Origin of the sequence: Streptomyces sp. Je 1-4 4N24 (assembly GCF_026239515.1) — a bacterium.
Classification (GTDB): domain Bacteria; phylum Actinomycetota; class Actinomycetes; order Streptomycetales; family Streptomycetaceae; genus Streptomyces; species Streptomyces nigrescens.
Map to the genome: position 1 here is coordinate 4,874,916 of NZ_CP110836.1, position 19,268 is coordinate 4,894,183.

At 68.9% G+C, this 19,268-nt stretch carries 17 protein-coding genes; 9 read left to right on the forward strand and 8 right to left on the reverse strand.

All coding sequences use genetic code 11. From position 1 onward, the window contains the following. Positions 1–2: 2 nt before the first annotated feature. The gene (locus SLV14N_RS21205) at positions 3–1,067 is read right to left on the reverse strand and encodes a DUF5937 family protein (RefSeq protein WP_263270618.1); all 1,065 of its coding nucleotides are present in this window, start codon (positions 1,065–1,067) and stop codon (positions 3–5) included. 102 nt (positions 1,068–1,169) lie between these two features. Here SLV14N_RS21205 and SLV14N_RS21210 point away from each other — a divergent pair, with 102 nt between their 5' ends. The 6 genes from SLV14N_RS21210 (at position 1,170) to SLV14N_RS21235 (ending at position 7,688) form a co-directional block, all read left to right on the forward strand. Next, positions 1,170–2,027, forward strand: coding sequence for an alpha/beta hydrolase (locus SLV14N_RS21210; RefSeq protein ID WP_208682741.1), 858 nt, complete (start codon positions 1,170–1,172; stop codon positions 2,025–2,027). Beyond that, positions 2,027–3,061 carry a tripartite tricarboxylate transporter substrate binding protein gene (locus tag SLV14N_RS21215; protein ID WP_263270619.1) on the forward strand — a complete coding sequence of 345 codons (1,035 nt, stop codon included), beginning with the start codon at positions 2,027–2,029 and terminating at the stop codon, positions 3,059–3,061. Before SLV14N_RS21210 ends, SLV14N_RS21215 begins: the two co-directional genes overlap by 1 nt. Before the next feature lie 149 nt (positions 3,062–3,210). Beyond that, a complete protein-coding gene (locus SLV14N_RS21220; protein WP_265874000.1) occupies positions 3,211–3,720 on the forward strand; it encodes a tripartite tricarboxylate transporter TctB family protein in 510 nt (169 codons plus the stop codon). Between the two features lies 1 nt (position 3,721). Continuing rightward, positions 3,722–5,242 carry a tripartite tricarboxylate transporter permease gene (locus SLV14N_RS21225; protein WP_263270621.1) on the forward strand — a complete coding sequence of 507 codons (1,521 nt, stop codon included), beginning with the start codon at positions 3,722–3,724 and terminating at the stop codon, positions 5,240–5,242. A 422-nt stretch (positions 5,243–5,664) separates the two neighbouring features. After that, a complete protein-coding gene (locus SLV14N_RS21230) occupies positions 5,665–6,774 on the forward strand; it encodes a pyridoxal phosphate-dependent aminotransferase (protein WP_263270623.1) in 1,110 nt (369 codons plus the stop codon). Next, positions 6,771–7,688: an AEC family transporter gene (locus SLV14N_RS21235; protein WP_263270624.1), complete on the forward strand. Its 918-nt coding sequence runs from the start codon at positions 6,771–6,773 to the stop codon at positions 7,686–7,688. The genes SLV14N_RS21230 and SLV14N_RS21235 overlap by 4 nt, the downstream gene beginning before the upstream one ends. A gap of 21 nt (positions 7,689–7,709) precedes the next feature. On the opposite strand, the gene SLV14N_RS21240 is transcribed toward SLV14N_RS21235, so the two are convergent. After that, the gene (locus tag SLV14N_RS21240; protein WP_263270626.1) at positions 7,710–8,234 is read right to left on the reverse strand and encodes a CGNR zinc finger domain-containing protein; all 525 of its coding nucleotides are present in this window, start codon (positions 8,232–8,234) and stop codon (positions 7,710–7,712) included. Between the two features lie 553 nt (positions 8,235–8,787). On the opposite strand from SLV14N_RS21240, the gene SLV14N_RS21245 reads away from it, so the two are divergent. Both SLV14N_RS21245 and SLV14N_RS21250 read left to right on the forward strand, forming a co-directional pair. Next, entirely contained in the window at positions 8,788–9,117 is a 330-nt protein-coding gene (locus tag SLV14N_RS21245) for a hypothetical protein (RefSeq protein ID WP_208682762.1), read from the forward strand. Between the two features lie 640 nt (positions 9,118–9,757). Then, positions 9,758–10,483: a hypothetical protein gene (locus tag SLV14N_RS21250; RefSeq protein WP_263270627.1), complete on the forward strand. Its 726-nt coding sequence runs from the start codon at positions 9,758–9,760 to the stop codon at positions 10,481–10,483. 344 nt (positions 10,484–10,827) lie between these two features. On the opposite strand, the gene SLV14N_RS21255 is transcribed toward SLV14N_RS21250, so the two are convergent. Both SLV14N_RS21255 and SLV14N_RS21260 read right to left on the reverse strand, forming a co-directional pair. Next, positions 10,828–11,295, reverse strand: a complete 468-nt coding sequence (locus SLV14N_RS21255) for a CBS domain-containing protein (RefSeq protein ID WP_263270629.1) — start codon at positions 11,293–11,295, stop codon at positions 10,828–10,830. A gap of 492 nt (positions 11,296–11,787) precedes the next feature. Further along, a complete protein-coding gene (locus SLV14N_RS21260; protein ID WP_263270630.1) occupies positions 11,788–13,086 on the reverse strand; it encodes an ArsB/NhaD family transporter in 1,299 nt (432 codons plus the stop codon). A gap of 970 nt (positions 13,087–14,056) precedes the next feature. Between SLV14N_RS21260 and SLV14N_RS21265 the strand changes: the two genes are divergently transcribed. After that, the gene (locus SLV14N_RS21265) at positions 14,057–15,586 is read left to right on the forward strand and encodes a sodium:alanine symporter family protein (protein ID WP_263270631.1); all 1,530 of its coding nucleotides are present in this window, start codon (positions 14,057–14,059) and stop codon (positions 15,584–15,586) included. 348 nt (positions 15,587–15,934) lie between these two features. On the opposite strand, the gene SLV14N_RS21270 is transcribed toward SLV14N_RS21265, so the two are convergent. The 4 genes from SLV14N_RS21270 to SLV14N_RS21285 all read right to left on the reverse strand — a co-directional run bounded on the left by SLV14N_RS21270 (position 15,935) and on the right by SLV14N_RS21285 (position 19,178). Further along, positions 15,935–16,801: an alpha/beta fold hydrolase gene (locus SLV14N_RS21270; protein ID WP_263270632.1), complete on the reverse strand. Its 867-nt coding sequence runs from the start codon at positions 16,799–16,801 to the stop codon at positions 15,935–15,937. 86 nt (positions 16,802–16,887) lie between these two features. Continuing rightward, positions 16,888–17,949: a CdaR family transcriptional regulator gene (locus SLV14N_RS21275; RefSeq protein ID WP_263273231.1), complete on the reverse strand. Its 1,062-nt coding sequence runs from the start codon at positions 17,947–17,949 to the stop codon at positions 16,888–16,890. Positions 17,950–18,117: 168 nt separating this feature from the next. Beyond that, the gene (locus tag SLV14N_RS21280; protein ID WP_263270633.1) at positions 18,118–18,840 is read right to left on the reverse strand and encodes a cation transporter; all 723 of its coding nucleotides are present in this window, start codon (positions 18,838–18,840) and stop codon (positions 18,118–18,120) included. Between the two features lie 2 nt (positions 18,841–18,842). Continuing rightward, the gene (locus SLV14N_RS21285; protein WP_263270635.1) at positions 18,843–19,178 is read right to left on the reverse strand and encodes a helix-turn-helix transcriptional regulator; all 336 of its coding nucleotides are present in this window, start codon (positions 19,176–19,178) and stop codon (positions 18,843–18,845) included. Positions 19,179–19,268 lie beyond the last annotated feature (90 nt).

Genomic DNA, 19,268 nt, shown 5'->3' on the forward strand with positions numbered 1-19,268 from the left:
CCTCAGTGGTGCAGGCCGGCCAGCAGATCCGGGCCGAGGCGCCCGATGGCTTCCACGTTGAGCCGGTAGTACACAGCCGCCCCGTGCCGGTGCGTCGATACGAGTCCCGCCTCGCGCAGCCGGCGCAGATGCCGTGAGACCTGAGGTGATGTCATTCCCAGCCGTGCCGCGAGCTCCGCCGTGGCCGCGGGGTGGCGCAGGATGTTCTGGCAGATCCGGAGTCGTGTCGGGTCCGCCAGCACCGCCAGTCGCCGTTGCGCCTCCTCCACCGAGACCGGCGCCGAGGTCTGCAGCACCGGGTATTGCACGACCACCGGAAAGCCGGGGGCGTGCTTGACGACCACGTGGGGCGCTCCGTGCACGCTCGGCACGAGCACGCCGGGCGTGCGCTCGTCCAGCCGTGCCGTCGCGTGGTACAGCTTCTCGACGATCACCCGCGGTGGGCCGTCGCCCGACACGGTGCCGATGCCGTCGAAGGCCGCCGCGACACCGTGCAGGTGCAGCTGTCGCTGCCGGGTCTGGGTGTCGGCCTCCACGTCGGCCCGTACCCGGCGCCACTCCTTGTCGAAGAGCGTCGAGCCGAAGGCGGCGAGGACCTCCAGCAACTCGTCCCGGAACCGGGCGGGTTCCCCGATGAGCCGAAGCCCGAGGTCGTAGCGGCGCAACGAGATCAGCCGCAGCCGCCGCAGCACCTCCGTCGGCTCCTGTGACGGCTCGCCCGCGGCGCGGTTCTTGCCGATCAGCGCTTCCAGCGTCAGCGCGGCGAAGGCGTCCACGGGCAGCCGGGCCACCTCGGCGAGCTCCGCGTCCAGCGAGCGCTCGGGCCCCGTGGTCAGCGGCAGCAGATAGCGCGCCCGGAATGCGCCCCACAGCGGTGCCCACACCGTCGCACGCGTCAGCAGGTCGTCGGTGAATTCCTTGTGCACCGCCGACAGCCACGCCCCGCTCTCCGGGTGGTGCTCCGGCTCATCCAGCGCGTGCAGCGCCGCGCACAGCTCGGCCAGAGGCGAGGGCCGAATGGTGATCCACTCCGGTCGCGCCGCCTCGATCATCAAGATCACGGCCATCCTCAACCTTACCGCGCCGGCGGCAATCTTATTGCCCCGCCCTTGGCCGGTTCACAGAATCACCTCCACGACACACCCGATGACCTGCGGCTTGGAGGACATATGGCCGGTCACGCACGTCTCGCGGAGCGAGGCGGTCCCGCGCATCCGACGGAGTACTACTCGGGTGGCGCGACCACGATCTTCGCCTCACGCCATGACCAGCGTTTCTCGTTCTGCGCCTACGTGCCGAGTGCCCACGACCCGCAGGGCGCACCGGTGCCGCTCGCGGTGCTCCAGCACGGCACCGGCCGACGCGGCCCTCAGTACCGCGACAACTTCGCCGAGTGGGCCGAGCAGAACGGCTGCCTGGTGCTGTGCCCGCTGTTTCCCGCCGGCATCGGCAACCCCGACGACCTCCACAACTTCAAGTTCATCGAGTACGGCGACATCCGGTACGACCAAGTCCTGCTGGAGATCGTCGCGGAGGCCGGCGACCGCTGGAACACGGACACCTCCAGGTTCTTGCTGCACGGCTTCTCCGGCGGCGGGCAGTTCGCCCACCGCTTCGCCTATCTGCATCCGGACCGGCTCACCGGCGTCTCGATCGGCGCCCCGGGCCGGATCACCTACCTCGACCCGGAGCGGGACTGGTGGGTGGGGCTGAAGGGCTTCGAGGAGAAGTTCGGCCGGCTGCCGCGGCTCGCGGAGCTACGGGACGTGCCGGTGCAGATGGTCGTCGGATCCGAGGACACCGAGACCTGGGAGATCAACAACATCGGCGACTCGAACTGGATGGACGGTGCGGACGCCTACGGCCGGACCCGGCTGGAGCGGCTGCGGGCGTTGAGCTCGGATTTCGAGCGGCACGGCATCCCGGTCCGGTTCGACGTCGTTCAGGGCGCGGGCCACCAGCCGATGTCCGTCCTCGAACCCGTCAAGGATTTCTTCACGTCGATTCTGGAAGGAGAGCGCGCCTGATGAAGAACATGCACGTCAAGCCGGCCCGCCGCGCCGCCGCCGTCCTCACGGCCGCGGGCATGCTCAGCAGCTGCGCCGTGGGAACCGCGGACGACGCTAAGGACGGTGGTGGGAAGACCGTCGCCTACCCCACCAAGGGGATATCGGTGCTCGCCCCCGGCAGCCCCGGCGGCGGCTGGGACACCCGCGCCAGAGGTATGTCCCAAGCGCTCACCCAGTGCAAGGTCATCAGGGAGAAGGCCACCGTCAGCAACAAACCGGGGGCCGGGGGCACCATCGGCCTGGCCGAGTTCCTCAAGCACAAGGGCGACGCGCACCAGCTCGTGGTGATGGACACGGTGACGGTGCTGGGCGGCATCGCCGTCAACAAGTCCCCGGTCGACCTGAAGTCGCTCACGCCCGTGGCCGGCCTCACCAGCTCCCCGAGCGCCGTCGTCGTGCCGAAGGACTCCCCGTACAAGGACGTGAAGAGCCTGCTCGCCGACCTGAGGAAGAAGCCGAAGTCGATCAAGTGGACCGGCGGCTCGCTCGGCGGCGGCGACCACATCCAGGCGGCGCTCCTCGGCAAGAGCAGAGGCGTCTCACCCGACAAGATCAACTACGTGCCGACCGGCGGTGGCGGCGAGACCGTCAGCCTGCTGCTCAACGGCGCCGCGACCGTGGGCATCTCCACCCTCACCGAACTCCGCGGCCAGATCGAGGCCAAGGCCCTGAAGGTCCTCGCCTTCACCGAGAAGCCCAAAGGACAGGAGATCAAGGGCATCGATGCCCCGTCGCTGGCTGAGCTGGGCCTGGAGGCGGCTGCCGTCCGGAGCGTCGGTGGTGTTCTCGCCCCGTCCGGGCTCTCCGGTGCCCAGCAGCAGGCCGTCGTGGACACGGTGCGCAAGATGCGCAACTCAAGCTGCTGGAAGGACGTGCTGAAGCGGAACGACTGGGCGGACGCCTGGACGCCGGGCGACAGGTTCGGCGACCTGATCCAGCACCAGGAGGGGCCGGTCAACAAAGTCCTTGAGGAACTGGGGCTCGTCAAGTGACCGCCTCTCAGCAGAAGCGGTCCAGCCCGGACCGGTCGGCCGGGCAGGACGGGTCGGCCGGGCAGCCTCCGCAGTTCCCGCGGCGCCCGGGGCCCGGGGGGCCCACGGGCCGGCCGGGCTCCGGGCGGCCGCCGCTCGGCCCCCGGGCGATGGCGCTCTTCATCCTCGCCGTGGGCCTTACGGTGCTGATCGGCGCATTCCTCATCCCGGAGGGCGGAGGCTTCCAGACGGTGGGCCCCCGGCCGTTCCCGATCCTGGTCGGTGCGGCGGGCACTCTGATCGGCGCGATCGGCGTCGTACAGGCGTTCCTGGGCCCTCGGCTCGGCGCGGTCCTGGGCTCCCGGCCGGGCCGCTCGGCCGGAGCGGGGGAGCCCGCCGAGCGTGCGGAGCACACCGAGCAGGCCCCCGCGGCCCCCGCGCGGTGGCGTCCGACGCTGATTCTTCTGGGCGCTCTGGTCACCTACACGCTGCTCATGCCGTTCGTCGGCTACTGGCAGGTGACGACCGTCTTCTACGCCGCGTCAGCCCGCATCCAGGGCAGCCGCAACCTGCGGCGTGACGTGCTGATCGGGCTCGCCCTCGCCCTCGCGACCTATTTCGTGTTCGACCGGCTGTTCGGCATCAACCTGCCGCCCGGCTACCTCCGATTGGCCTTCTGACATGGACGTTCTCGGCAACCTCGGCGACGGCTTCGCCGGCGCCCTCAGCCTGCAGAACCTGCTTCTCGCACTGGCCGGAGTGACCCTGGGCACGCTGGTCGGCGTGCTGCCCGGCCTCGGCCCGGCGACGACGGTGGCCCTGCTGCTGCCTCTCACCTTCATCTTCGACCCGGTCGGCGCCTTCGTGCTGTTCGCCGGCATCTATTACGGCGGCATGTACGGCGGATCCACCACGGCGATCCTCCTCAACGTTCCCGGCGAGACAGCCTCCGTACCGACCACCCTCGAAGGCCATCCCATGGCCAGAACGGGCCGGGCCGGAGCCGCCCTGGCGACCGCCGCGATCGGTTCCTTCGTCGCGGGCACCATCTCGACGCTCGTGATCACCTTCCTCGCCCCCGGAATGTCCGCCCTGGCGAAACTGGTCCAGCCCGCCGAGTACTTCGCCATCATCGTGCTCGCCTTCGTCACGGTCACCTCGCTCATCGGCGACTCGGTGATCCGCGGTCTGTCGAGTCTCTTCCTCGGCCTCGCCTTCGGGCTCGTCGGCATCGACGCCCTCACCGGTCAGGCCCGCTACTCCTTCGGACTGCCGCAGCTGTACGACGGCATCCCTGTCGTGGCCCTCGCCGTCGGCCTCTTCGCCGTCGCCGAGGTGCTCTTCACCACCTGCACCCCCGACCGGTCGGAGCAGGTTGCCTCCCTGCGCGGCGGGGTCGGGATGACCCGCGACGACTGGCGCCGCTCCTGGCGCCCCTGGCTGCGCGGCACCGCCCTGGGCGTGCCCTTCGGCGCGATGCCGGCGGGCGGCGCGGAGATCCCCACGTTCCTCAGTTACAACATCGAGCGGCGCCTCGCGAAACGCAGGAAGGAGCGCGGCAAGGGCGAAGACGAGTTCGGCAAGGGCGCCATCGAGGGCGTAGCGGGCCCCGAGGCCGCCAACAACGCCGCCTTCTCCGGCGTCCTCATGCCACTCCTCACCCTCGGCATCCCCACCTCCGCCACGGCCGGCGTGCTGCTCATCGCCTTCCAGATCTACAACATCCAGCCCGGCCCCCAGCTGTTCGCACAGCAGCCCGCACTGGTGTGGACGCTCATAGCGAGCCTCTATATCGGCAACGTCATGCTGCTGGTGCTCAACCTCCCCATGATCCGGTTCTGGGTCAAGCTGCTGCGCCTCCCGGCGCCGGTGCTCAGCGCGGGCATCCTGTGCTTCGCCCTCCTCGGTGTCTACGCGCTCTCGCAGAGCACTTTCGAGGTGATGCTGGCCATCGCGGTGGCGGTCCTCGGTCTCTTCATGCGCCGCACGGGTTACCCCATCGCACCGCTCATCCTCGGCGCGGTGCTGGGGCCGCTCATGGAGTCCCAGTTCCGACGGGCTCTGGCATTCAGCGAGGGCGACCCGGCAGTCTTCCTCACCCGGCCGGCCTCGGCGGCGATCCTGTCACTGGCTCTGGTCGCGCTGGTGGGACCGGTGCTGATGCGGCGCCGTACAAAGGTCCGCCTCCCGGAGCCGGTGTAGACGGCACGGGTGGCCGAGTCGGGCTCGGTGTCGATGCCATCGGCGCCGGCGCGACCCATGCGAAGCCTCTTCGAGGCCGGGCCGGACGCGGGCCATGGGGGCGGGGCTGCTGCTCGGCACCGTGCGTCCGGCCTTCGGCAACGCTCAGTTGCCGGCCGTGGCCCGGCAGGTTCAGACGTCGCGGCGGCGTGCCGGCCTGCCGAGTCCTCCCGCAGGGCCCTGTAATGGTTGTCATGCCTCGGGGTATTACATCAGCCTGTCGGTATGCGCTCTTCGACGCCCGCTGCCCAGGGCCCTGACTCTTCCCACACCCACCAGCGGGACAGAACGGCCACCGGTTCCACGGAAGTTCCGTTCGCCTTGGGGAGGGCTGACCGGTGACTGGCTGCCCGGTGACACCTTCCGGCTCACCCATCCTGGAGATGGCCCGCCGCGCGGCCGAGTATCGGGCGGAAGGCCGTCGCGTCATCGACCTCACGCTCGGTGAGCCCGACTTCGCCCCGCCTGCGCACGCGGTTCTTGCCGCCCAGGAGGCCGCTGCCCGCCCGTTGGGCTACACGCCCGCCAACGGGATACCGGAACTGCGCCGTGCCGCACGGCGCGCAGTGGAACGAGACCGCTCCCTGAGGTACACAGATGCCGAAGTGGCCGTGGGATGCGGCGCCAAGCAGGTCATCTTCAACGCGCTCTTCGCCACCCTCGGACCGGGCGACGAGGTGATCATCCCGGCGCCTTACTGGGCAAGCTATCCGGACATGGTTCGCCTGTGCGGCGCCGTGCCCGTGATCGTTCCCTGCTCGGCCGACTCGGGGTTCAGACTCGCTCCCGACGCCCTGGAAGCGGCCATGACCGCACGCACGCGCTGGGTCGTGCTCAACGCTCCTGGCAACCCCTCGGGCGCCACCTACAGCCATGACACCCTGGCCGGTCTCGCCGAGGTCCTGCGACGGCACCCCTCGGCGATGATCCTTTCGGACGAGATCTACGCCCACATCCGCTACGGCGAGGGCGAGTACATCGGCATCGCGCAGGTCGCGCCCGACCTGCGCGAGCGGATCCTGCTCGTCGACGGCGTCTCCAAGGCGTACGCGATGACCGGCTGGAGGGTCGGCTGGGGGTTCGGGCCGGCCGAACTTGTCCGTCGTATCACCGCCGTACAGACCCAGAACTGCACGCAGACGGCGACCGTGAGCCAGATCGCCGCGGTTGCCGCCCTGGAGGGGGCCCAGGGGATTCTGGCGGAACGAGGGGAAACATACCGCCGACGACGCGATGCGGCTCTGGCGATTCTGCGGCAGAGCCGGCACCTGGACACGGTGGAACCCGACGGCGCGTTCTACCTCTTTCCGCGCCTTGTGACCGGCGACGATCTCGCAGCGGCGGAGACCCTCCTCGAAGCGGGATGCGCGACCGTCCCGGGCAGCGCCTTCGGCGCGCCGGGCCACCTGCGGCTCTCCTTCGCCACCGACATCGCCACCCTGGAAGAGGGCTGCCACATCATCGTCGCCACGCTGAACGGGACTCCGGCGTGATCGCACTGACCATCAAGGCGCTGATTCCGGTCGTCCTGCTGATCGCGCTGGGCTACGCGCTCAAGCGATCGATGATCACCACCGAGCGGTTCTGGTCCGAAGCCGAGCGCCTCAGCTATCACGTGCTGCTCCCGGCTCTGTTCCTGCACAGCCTGGCGACGGCCGACACCGACGATCTGCCGGTAGGGGCCCTGGCAGGCACTCTGATCGCCTCCACGGTGGCGGTCGCCGTACTGGTCATCGCCTTCAGGCCCGTGATGCGACTGAAGGACGACGGCTTCACCTCCGTCTTCCAGGGCAGCATCAGGTTCAACAACTACATCGGTGTGACGATTGCTGCCGGTCTGTACGGCACCCAGGGAGTCGCCACCGCCGCCGTCTGCAACGCGGTGATCGTCCCCACGGTCAATGTCCTGTGCGTGCTGGTCTTCGCGCGGTTCGGGAGCGCACGCCTGCGCCTTACGGGCATCGTCAAACAGCTCGTGACCAACCCGCTCATCCTCGCCTGCGCGGGAGGCATCCTCCTGCAGGCACTCGATCTGCGCCTGCCGCCGGGCATCGAGCCGGCGCTCGGGGCACTCGGAGCCGCCTCGATGCCGCTGGGGCTGCTGTGCATCGGCGCCGCGCTGCGCTTCGGTGCGGCACGCTCGTGGGCGGCGCCGATCCTCACGTCGTCGTCCGTCAAGTTCGCCCTCATGCCCGCCGCGACCCTCCTGGCGGCTCAGATGGTCGGCCTGGGCTCCCACGCGCTCATCATCGCCGTGCTCTTCCAGGCTCTGCCCACGGCATCGTCCTCGTACATCATGGCGAGACAACTCGGCGGCGACGCACCGATGATGGCCGGCATCACCGCGACGCAGACACTCCTGGGCATCGCCGCTGTCCCGTTCGTCCTGGCACTGGTCTCGGCATGACGCCGGCAACCGGGCGGAGCGCTAGCGCCGCTTCATGCGGTGGCGGCGGACCGCATCGGTGTTGGCGCAGCGCGCGCAGCAGTAGGCGCGGCGACCGCTGCGGCTGGTGTCGACGAAGGCGGTCCGGCAGGAGTCCAGCGCGCAGACGCCCAGCCGTTCCCCCTCGGCCTCCATGGTGAAGATGGCCAGAGCTCCCGCGGTCACGGCTTTCACACGGCTTTGGACGTCCTGGGCGTCCGGTGCGAAGTGCAGATGCGGCCGCAGGTCGTCGTGCGTGGTGAGGTACACGCTTCCCGCGCCGTCCGCGAGCAGAGCGTTGATCTTCTCGCACCGTTGGTCCTGGGAGGAAGCCTCAAAAACGGGCCGCAAAAGCCGCGTCCACGCTCTGATCTCCTCACCGGCCGAGCCGGTGACACGCGAACGCCGGATCGCATGCTCCTGCAGCGCCCGTTCCAGCGCCTCAGACCCCCAGGAACCACTCGACTCAAGATTCACCAGCGACACAGCCAAGTGGACCCCGACCATGTTGTCATGCTCAAACTTCACTCAACCATTGCACCACAGACCGGGCCCGGGGCGCTGGCCCGGCCGTCCGGGCATCATGCGGCCCGATCGAGGCCGTCCCATTCACTTGACGCGTTGGTGGCGCAGGCCAAAGGAGTCCCGTCTCGGGATTCGAGGCACCGTCCACCGCGTGGCCCCTGAGGTGCCGTGCGCCACCTCTCTGTGCAATCCATAGAGGGGAGTTGGGAAACACGGAGGGCACGCCCGCACCGGGGCTGTCCGGACAACAAACAAGGCCCAGGTCGCTGACCTGGGAGTGCCCTTTCGCGGCCCGCAGACGGCCGGAGGGGGAACTGTTGCACCCCTCCATGCGACCCATGGGCGCGACGGTCGCTGAGCTCCGGTCAACAGGGCGGCCTGCGTCGGTAGTTGGAGGTCGGACCCTGGGCAGCGCCACCACGATCAGTAACCGATGGTGCGCATTCCGTCACTCTAATGGGGCGCATCGGATGGCGGTTCCGTCCACCCCGTTCCTAGCCTGGGCTGGTGCGTTCGATTCGCAGAGAACGCACGAACCACTCAGAGAGGTCAAAGCATGTCCCGCACCAAGCTCCTCGCCCTGGCCGCTGCACCCGCGTTGGCCGTCAGCCTGGCGTCCCCCGCACTGGCCGATGACGAAGCCGCCCACCCCCGCGTCGTCACCGCAGAGAGCCCGGTCCGGTCCATCGGGGCCAACCAGGCCGAGACCGTCACTGTCACCTGCCCCAGGGGCACCTTTGCCGTCAGCGGTGGCTGGCTGGTGTCCTCCGCCAGCATCGACGTGACGGGCAACCGCGCGGTGAGCGACAGACGGTGGACGATTCGATTCGAAAATGAGGCGAACCAATCCGGCAGGGTGCAGGCTTTCGCGCGTTGCGCGGCCTGACGGCGAGCAGTCGCCAGGGCAGGCGGGAAGACCGAGCAGCGTGACCGCCTGAACGTCGCGACCGCTCTCCCTCCAGCCGAATGAGGGGGAAGCGGTGCGGATCCGGTGCGGGACGCCTGAACTGGTCCGGACAACAAACAAGGCCCAGGTCTCCGACCTGGGCCTCAACTATGGCGCTACGCCTTCACTGCCCAGACGGCCATCGACCTTCCCGAGGTCTCGACCCGCGGCATCCGGCTGGTCTTCACGGCCAACAACGGCCCCGGCCCCTGGGGCGGCAACCGGCGACGGCAGCACAAGGCTGCTCGCGACCGAGCCACCGCCGGAAGCTGACGCGGGGTGTGCGTGCGGGTGTTACGTGCCCATCATCCGGTCATGCAGAGACTGTCATGTGACCTACCTAGCGTGACGCACGGATGCCTGATTTCGGCGTGCTGTCGGGCCCCTTCAGGGGCGGGGCTTCCTCCATTCCCATGCGCGAATTACGGCAGTAATCGCACCTCATACAGAAGGCAGGGAGACGAGGCGATGCGAGAGATGCGGTTCCCTTCGGATTCCTGCTGCGAGTAATAGAAGGAATGCCCGGAATGTTGTTCCGCCAACGGCGGGGAAGGCTGTGACGGCAGGGATGAGGAGGACGATGACGAGGGGTGCGGGACTGGAACCGGACCTGCCGGGTGACCGGCTCACGGTGCTTGGTCAGCAGACGTGGGGCGCCGCGGGTGTCTACCTCGGGCTCGCAGTGCTGGGGGCGGGCGCCGGCTGGCTCGTCGGCTTCCTGGCCGACTGGCTCTCGACATGCCCCTGGCCACCGCTGCAGGTGCCGGCCCAGCTTCTTGCGTGGCTACCCGCCCCGGTGCTGCCCGTTGTGGGTTCGGTGGCGGGGCTGGCTCTCGGATTCATCGGCCAGCGTGAGCAGTTGGTGATCCGGCTGTCGGATCAGTGCGTCACGCTCCTGCGCAAGGGCCGGGAGCACGAGTTTCCGTACGACGCCGTGGCCAGGGTGTTCCGCGACGGCAAGCAGCTTGTCCTGCTCGGCCACGACGGGGGCGAACTCGCCCGGCAGGAGTGTGACCTGGAGGCCCGTCGCGTCGCCGACGCGTTCACCGGGCACGGCTATGCGTGGGCGGACGCCGATCCGTACGAGGACATGTTCCGCCGCTGGGTCCCCGGCACTCCCGGACTGCCGAAGGGCGCGGACGCCGTACTCAAGGCGCGCCAGGAGGCGTTGGAGAAGAAGGATTCCTCCGACGACGACATCGGTGAGCTCCGGGAGGAACTCGCCCGTCTCGGTGTCGTCGTGAAGGAGGAGAAGCGACGGCAGTACTGGAGAAGGACGCGGCTCTCAGAGGCCGCAGCGGAGTGACGGGCGGTCCTGCGCCGGAGGGGCCCGCTGGAAGTTGCCGGTGACGCAGAGCGTCCGCCAGCTACAGGGCACCGTGCGCAAGCTCCCGGCCATGGCCGGGAGCTCCGGCCGTCCTGCCAGGGGCAGACCGCTATGACCGCGCTTCGGCACGAAGACCGGGGCGTCTCCCCCGCTGGGACGAGTATTAAGACCGCGCTCGCAGACGCCGAGTGCCGTAACTCGATGCTGAGTTCGAGGGTGACTTGACTGGCTCTGAATCGAAGGGGCGACCCCTCGCCACCGGGTTGGACGGGCCGCGCTCCGTGAAGCGTCGGATGTCGTGGCACGGCGGGATGTGCCGGGGGCTAGCTTCCCGATGCTTCGAGGAGTTCGTGCAGTAGGTGGGCTGCGGTGATCACACCGAGCAGGTGTGTGCCGTCCTCCTTGGCCTTCTCGGCCACGGCGACCAGAGGGCTGCGTACGCGGGCCATGAGCGCTGCGACTTCCAGAGCGGTGTCATCGGGGTCCGCGAGGGGAGGTGGGGGTGCGTCGATGGGCAGGCAGTCGCCGACGCTGCGCCCGGCCAGGGCTTGGCAGAGCCGGTCGGCGTGCTTTTCGTCGACGACCGCGGCGAGGGCCGGGTCCTCGATCACGTACTCGGGCACCAGGACTTTGACCATCTGGGAGGCCGGGAGGATCGCCCTGGGCTCGCCCTGCTCGTCGAGCACCAGGAGGCCGGGGAGTTTGTGTTCAGCCATCAGCCGCGCCGCCGCCAGGGCATCGCTGTCGACGTTCACCGATTCGTAGTCAACGGCCAGATCTCGTGCGCGCACGGTCGGCTCCTCGTCTGCTTGGAAGGGCTCTGGTCCCAGCGTCGCCCATCGCAGGGCTCCCGGCGACGACGTTGACGCAACACATATGGTGCACGCTCGGCCTGGCGCCTGCCCCAGTCCTCGTGTCGGTGACCGCGATGTTGGCTCCGCCCCGGCGTGTGGCCGCGCGAGCCCGGTCACGCCCACTCTCCATGATCTCCAGCTTCATTCGCTCCTGCCTCGGTCCATGCCCCGGTCGACGATGAACGCGGTCAGCACCCCGCCAAGGAGAGCCCATACGGCATGGCCCGGGCCGCTTCCGCCGCATGCAAGCGCGCCTCCAAGGGTGAGCGCAGAGGCAGCGCCTGCCGTCGCCGCTGGTCTGTTCGTCAGGAAGCGCTATCGCCGTCGGGCCGTGCCCGGCCGACGTATCGCCCCGAGTGCGGTGCGGACGACGAGTGCCGCCACGACGGCACTGCATCCGAGCGCTGCCTGTGCCCATGTGGCCATCGGTCAGGCCAGGGCGAAGTAGCGCAGCCAGACGTATACGGCCGAGATGGCCACGGTGACGGCGGTGACGACGAGGCCGTACTTGGTGAACTGCCAGAAGGAGATGGGGGTGCGGTTGCGTTCGGCGATGCCGAGGACGACGACGTTGGCGCTGGCGCCGATGGCGGTGGCGTTGCCGCCGAGGTCCGCGCCGAGGGCCAGGGCCCACCACATGACGTGGTCGGCGGCGCCGCCCATCGCCGTGACGAGATCGCTGGTGATGGGCGCCATGGTGGCGACGTAGGGGATGTTGTCGATGACGCCGGACAGCACGGCCGAGCCGCCGAGCAGGACCATGGTCCCGCCCAGTTCGTCGTGGCCGATCGCCGCCGCGAGGGCCTTGGACACCTCTCCGATCACGCCGGTCTCGATGAGTCCGCCGATCATGATGAACAGCCCTGCGAAGAAGGCGAGCGTGGGCCACTCGACCTCGCCGAGCACGTCGCCGGTCTCCGCGGTGGAGACGGCGACCAGCAGGCCGGCGCCGAGAAGGGCGACGATGCTGGGCTCGTAGTGCAGTACCGGATGCAGGACGAAGCCGGCGACGACCAGGGCCAGGACGATCAGGCCCTGGACGAGGAGGCGGGGGTCGCGGATCGCCTCGCGTTCCTGCAGCTCCATCACCTCGGCGGCCCGGGCCTCGTCGTACCGGAAGGACTTGCGGAACAGGACGCGGCTGAGCGCGATGAGGGCCAGTATCAGCAGGGCGGCCAGGGGCGCGAGGTGGACGAGGAAGTCGTTGAAGGTCAGGCCGGCCCGGCTGGCGATGATGATGTTCGGCGGGTCACCGACGAGGGTGGCGGTGCCGCCGATGTTGGAGGCGAGGACCTCGGCGATCAGGAACGGCGCGACGGGGAGTGCGAGGCGCTCGCAGACCAGCAGAGTGACGGGGGCGATGAGCAGCACGGTGGTGACGTTGTCGAGCAGCGCCGAAGCCACAGCTGTGATCACTATCAGCATGACCATCACGCGGAAGGGCTTGGCTTTCGCTCGCTTCACTGACCAGATGGCCAGGTACTCGAACAAGCCGGTCTTCTTCAGCACGCCGACGATCATCATCATGCCCATCAGCAGGAAGATGACGTTCCAGTCGATGCCGCTGCGCTCGGAGTGGAAGGCCGACGCGTCGTCGGTCGCCCCGATCGCCAGCATCAGGCCGGCGCCGCCGAGGGCTGCCGCCACACGGTGGATCTTCTCGGTGATGATCAGGGCGTATGCGCCGACGAAGATGGCGATCGCGGCCCAGCTCTGCCAGTCGTTCATAGTTCTCCGATGAATCGTTCCATCAAGCGGGCGATCGTGATCTCGCCCTCCAACTGGACCTGGTCCGTGTCGCGTTCGATGACGGCACGGCTGCCAGTGGGTGATTCCGGGGCATGAGCCCTGCCACCTGCAGGGCTCCCGCGGCGGGCGCTGCCGCCGGCGCCAGCGGCGGGTAGGTCCGTGACGGCAGCCATGCGGCGGCGGTCAGGCCGCGATGCCCTCAGGGGCTTCGTCGAGGTGCCGTTCGTCGATGCCGGCGCTCAGCAGCGGTGCGTTCCGTACGTAAGTCGGGCACCGGCTGCTTGAGGGGCCGGGCGCTCGGAACGCCGGCGTACGGCAGCTGATCGGAAGCGGCGGCGAGCAGCGCGGGCAGCCGGCGCTCAACGGGCATCGGCGGCGCAGCCACGGAGTTGTCGTCCGTCGAGAGGGTGGCGGGGCAGGGCTCTGCGAGGTCTCGCACGAGCTTGGCCGGTCTCGCCATGAGGTGTCCCCGATCGGTAAAGAGAGTTCTCTCCCATTCGCCGACCAGACTTCCCGGCACACCGCGGGGAACCATACATGCTCTTTACGCGATTTTGACAGGTCTCTAGCGCGCCTTTGTGGCGCGTCGGTTGCTGCCGGAGCCCGGCAAGGGAATCGCCGAGGCTTTCGATCTTCGGAGTCTCGAATCCGAATAACGGGTCGGTCTCGATCGCTGCGACTTTCGAAAGTTACTTGTTGTTATGTGACGTGCATCACTAATGGATTGGTAAAGGGCGTGCTAAAACTGCGCAACACCGCAGGCGGCCCACCCCTCGCCGCACCGCGGAGTGCCGGCACGCACCGGCTGTACGACCAGGGTGATCACGGTCCGAGTCCGCGGACCGCCGCACCCCGGGTCGCCGATCGGACAACGGCGTTCGCTCAAAGCTCGCACATCAGCCGGAGCAACCCTCCCGTGCTCTGGCCCCTGCGCCATCGAGGTAGCCACGTGTCACTCGACTCCATGACAAATTCCGTCGACGAAGCGGTCAGCGGATTCTTCGAGCCCATAGCCAAGTGGCTCGGAGAAGTCGTCTTCTACTCCGTTCCCGTCGGTGGAACGGATCTTCCCCTCATCGTTGCCTGGCTCGTGGTCGCCGGTCTGGTCTTCACCGGCTGGTTCGGGTTCGTGCAGATCCGCAAGTTCCGCCTCGCCGTCGACGTGGTGCGTGGCAAGTACGACGAGAAGGGGTCGGCCGGTGAGGTCAACCACTTCCAGGCGCTGACCGCCGCGGTTTCCGGCACCGTCGGCCTCGGCAACATCGCCGGTGTCGCCGTCGCCGTCTCCATCGGCGGCGCCGGAGCCACCTTCTGGATGATCCTCTGCGGCCTGCTCGGCATGGCCACCAAGTTCGTGGAGGTCACCCTCGGCGTGAAGTACCGCGAGGTGCACGCCGACGGAAGCGTTTCCGGCGGCCCCATGCACTATCTGCCCAAGGGGCTCGTCGACCGCTTCGGCAACCGCGGCAAGACCCTCGGCAAGGTCCTCGCCACCCTGGCCTCCGCCATGGTCCTGTTCTTCGGCCTCTTCGGCGGCAACCTCTTCCAGGTCAACCAGAGCTACGCCCAGCTGGTCTCCGTCACCGGCGGCGAGAGCGGCATCCTGGGCTCGTCCGCCGGCGCACTGTTCTTCGGCGTCCTCGTCGCCGCGCTCGTCGGCATCGTGCTGCTCGGCGGCATCCGCTCCATCGCCTCCGTCACCAGCAAGCTCGTCCCCGCCATGGCCGGCATCTACATCGCGGCCTGCCTGACCGTGATCCTGGTGAATGTCACGGCCCTGCCCTCGGCGGTCGGCGCCATCATCGAAGGTGCCTTCAACCCCGAGGGCGTGGCCGGCGGTGTGCTCGGCGCCCTGATCGTCGGCTTCAAGCGGGCCGCGTTCTCCAACGAGGCCGGTCTGGGCTCCGCCCCGATCGCGCACTCCGCGGTCAAGACCAAGCACCCCGCCAGCGAGGGCCTGGTCGCCCTGCTGGAGCCGTTCATCGACACGGTCGTCATCTGCACCATGACCGCGCTGACCATCGTCATCGCAAGCCCCGACAGCTGGAAGGTCGGCAACGGCGACGCCCAGGGCGTCACCATCACCTCCGACGCCTTCGGGACCGTCATGCCCTGGTTCCCGTACATCCTGACCGTCGCGGTGCTGCTCTTCGCCATCTCGACGGTGCTGACCTGGGGCTACTACGGCCTCAAGGCATGGTCGTACCTCTTCGGACGCAGCAAGGCCAGCGAGCTCACCTACAAGGTCATCTACACCCTGTTCGCCGTAGCAGGATCCCTGCTGACCCTGCAGACTCTCATCGACATGGCCGACGCCGTGCTCTTCATGCTGGCCGTCATCAACATCATCGGCCTCTACCTCCTCGCCCCGGTCGTCAAGCGCGAACTGAACTCCTTCCTGGAGTTCGTCCGCGCCCGCAAGGCCGGAGAAAGCGGCGAGGCCGACGAAGACCAGGAGCCGGTGAAGACCACCGTCTGACCGCCCCCCGGCGGCCCGGCTCCTCAAGCGGGGTCCGTATACGCTCGCGCCTTGCGTATACGGGCCCCGCTTACCTGTGTTTCCGCAGGTGAATGCGCTAGTTGGTGCTCTCGCCGATCCTGGCTCGTGCCGTCCTCAGCCCCGCCGAGGAGCACTACACGCCGTACCGGCCAGTCGTGGTGCTACCTCGCCGCCGCATCTGGTCACTGTTGCAGTCGCGGGCCAGAAGCAGAACCCGTGCGTTTCTACGTGGCGGCCGTCGCGGTCACGACTCGGGGAACGGTTGGAGTGACACGCTGTGTGGGCCCGGCCCTGCGTGGTCGGTAGGCCCGACGCTCGGAGGCCGGGCTACTCCACCGGGGCATCGGAGGTGGGCTGGCCCGGAATCTCCAGCAATGTGGATAGGTATTCGGGGCGCTCTTCGACCACGAGGTGTCCGGCCTCGGGGATCACACCCAGCTCGGCGCCGAGTGTGGCGCGCACTGCCGGGCTGAGCCGCCGTGGTGGGAGGAAGACATCGTGCTCCCCGGTGACGACCAGGCGGGGTATCGATCGCGCGGGTGGGGTGGCTGCGCCGGGCGCCCCGCTGGAGCGCGAGTGCCGGGCTACCAGAGTCATCCAGTTCACCAGTTCCTCGCGGGGTAGATGTCCAGGCGCGAGCATGGCTCGCAGGAGCCGTGTGCTGTGCGTTGGTGCGGGCCGCAGGAACCAGGCGGCCGAGGCGGCCAGCACGGTGGGGGTCAGCCTCAGCCTGGCCAGTCCGCCAGGGGAAGCCAGGATGAGCCGGTCAATCCGGGGACAGTCGCTGGACAGGGCAATAGCAGCACCGAAGGAGTGGCCCATCACCGCTACCGGCTCGGACGAGATCTTCTCGATCACCTCGCTCAGCCACGCCCCGTACCAGGACAGCTGGCCGCCGAAAAGGTTACGTTCGCCGGAACTGAGACCGGGCTGGCCCGGGACGTCCACCAGCAGGACCCGGTGGCCGGCGGCGACCAGGGCTGTGGCCAGTGGCAGGGACGCGGCAGCGTTGAAGTTGGTGCCCGGGACGAACACGACGGTCGTTGCGCCGGATCCGGCGAGGACCACGTGGGTCGATGCGCCCTTGGCGGTCACCGTCTTGCGTTCGTGCGGCACCGGCCATGCGGCGAGCTGGTCGAGGCACCAGCGTCGGATGAGCTCTCTGCCCGTCGTACTGCGGTAGATCGAGTCCACTGGTCGAGTATCGCGCCTCGTCCTGAGCCGTGACATGCGAAGTGCTTTAAGAGTTGGACAAGTTGTGACGCAAGCTCCCAGGGTCGTCACAGCTCCTTCGCCGGCCAGTCGAGCAGGCGGGCTCCGATGACGGCGGTGTGGAGGGTGTAGCGGTGCAGGGGGTCGGCCGGGTTGGAGCCGGTGAGCTGGTGGATGCGGCCCAGGCGGTAGGTCAGCGCCCGGACGCTCAAGGAGAGGCGTCGGGCGGCTTCCGCGGATACGCATCCTGAGTCGAAGTACGCCGTCAGCGTCTCCAGCAGCGGCTGGGCGCCGCCGCGGGCCTGCCGGAGAGGGCCGAGGGCGCTGCGGACGAGGTCGGCCATGGCCTCGCGGTCCCGGGTGAGGACGGGGTAGACGAGGAGGTCCGCTGCGTGGAGGACGGGGTCGTCGAGGTCCATGCGCTCTGCCAGGCCGAGGGCGTTCAGAGCCTCTTGGTAGGACTGGACGACGCCGCCGGCGCCGGGATGGGTACGGCCCACCGCGACCCGGCCCCCGTCCGTGGCCGCGTGTGCCTGCTTGGCGAAGTGGGTCAGGACGTCTGTCTGGTCCCCGGGCGCGATGCAGATCAGGCGGCCGTCCTTGGTGGTGAGCAGGATCTGGCGGTCGCCGAAGCGCCCCAGGAGGGCGAGTTCCACGCGGCGTGCGACAGGGTCGGCCTCGGAGTAGGCGGCGGTGCCCTCGGCCACGGCGACGGCGTGGGCGTGGGAGAAGCGCAGGCCGAAGCGTTCGGCACGTTCGGCGAGACGCCCCAGATCGGCGCCTCCGTGGAGCAGGTCGTCGATGAATTCGCGACGTTCGGCCTCTTCTTGGCGTACAGCCAGGTGCTGGGCGCGTTCGTAGCCCTCGGCGAGGGCGTCGATCGCCTGCGCGACGGCGGCGAGGGCACTGTCGGCGGGAGCCGAGGCATTGCGCGGCCAGGCAGCGCGCGTGACGGTGAGATGGGCATTGACCAGGGAGCGCAGGCTGTGACCTGCCTCGGCGGCCTGTTCCCCCACCGTGCGCCGCGATGCGAGCTCGTCACGGTTCAGGCGGCGCCCGGTCTGTGCCACTTCGTCGAGGATCCGGTCGTATCCGTGCAGGAACTCCTCGGGTATCTCCCGCCGTGCCACCCGTCCCCATCCCTTGGCGTAGTACTTGCGCCTTCTTAACACATGGGTTCTGTTCGCCAGAACGGACAGCCCTTCGGCATCCCATTCGCAGGCGGGCGTTCGCCAGGGTGACGCCGGAATGTTCACGAGTTCCGACAAGACTCGGGCTTCCTCCTGAGCCGATGGAGCTCAGTTGCAGCAGTCGCATCCGGCGCGGCAGGTGCACGCGTCCGCCTCCGTGTCGATGGCCTCGGTCGCTGCCGCGGCGGGGACTGCGCAGCAGCCCTTGCCCTGCCAAGCGTCGTGGCCTTCCTTGACGGCGACGGCGGCGATGACGAGGGCGGCGATCGGATCGGCCCAGGACCAGCCGAGGGTGGCGTTGACGACCAGCCCGACCAGGAGCACGGCGGACAGGTAGGTGCACAGCAGGGTCTGCTTGGAGTCGGCGACTGCGGAGGCGGAGCCGAGTTCGCGGCCGGCGCGGCGCTGGGCGGCGGACAGGAACGGCATCACCGCGAGGGACAGGGCGGCCAGCGCGATGCCGGGAACGGAACGTTCGGCCTCGCCGGTGCCGGTCAGGGCGCGTACGGCGTCGATGCTGACGTAAGCGGCGAGCGCGAAGAAGGAGACGGCGATGATCCGCAGGGTGGTCTTCTCGCGGGCCTCGCGTACGGCGTGGTCGCGGGCGGAGAACTGCCAGGCGACCGCGGCGGCGGAGGAGACTTCGATGACCGAGTCCAGGCCGAAGCCGATCAAAGCGGTGGACGAGGCGAGGGTGCCGGCGGTGATGGCGACGATCGCCTCGATCACGTTGTACGTGATGGTTGCGGCGACCAGAAGCCGTATCAGGCGGGCGAGTGCGTCGCGGCGGGCAGGGCCGGGACTGAGGGATGCAGGTACCTCGGCGGTCATGGTCAGCAGCACCCCTTCTCGTCGGCATCGGCGCACGTCCGGTCGGTCTCGACGGCGACCACGGCGGTGCGCAGGTCGTCCAGTGCGTGACCGAAACGTTCATCGGCCAGCTCGTAGCGGACGCGGCGGCCGTCGGGCACCGCGACGACCAGGCCGCAGTCGCGCAGGCACGCCAGATGGTTCGACAGCCGCGTGCGCGAGACGCTGAGGGCGTCGGCGAGGTCGGCGGGGTAAGCCGGGGCCTTGCGGAGGGCGAGCAGGACGCGGCAGCGGATCGGGTCGGCGAGCGCGCGGCCGAACCGGGCCAGCACCTCGACGTCGGAGGCAAGTGTCAGCACACCTAGCGAGAGTACATGACATCCTGAATTCAGGAGTATGTGGATTGCCGGCGCCCGGTGACGCGCAACTCCTGGCCGGTGCCGCACCAT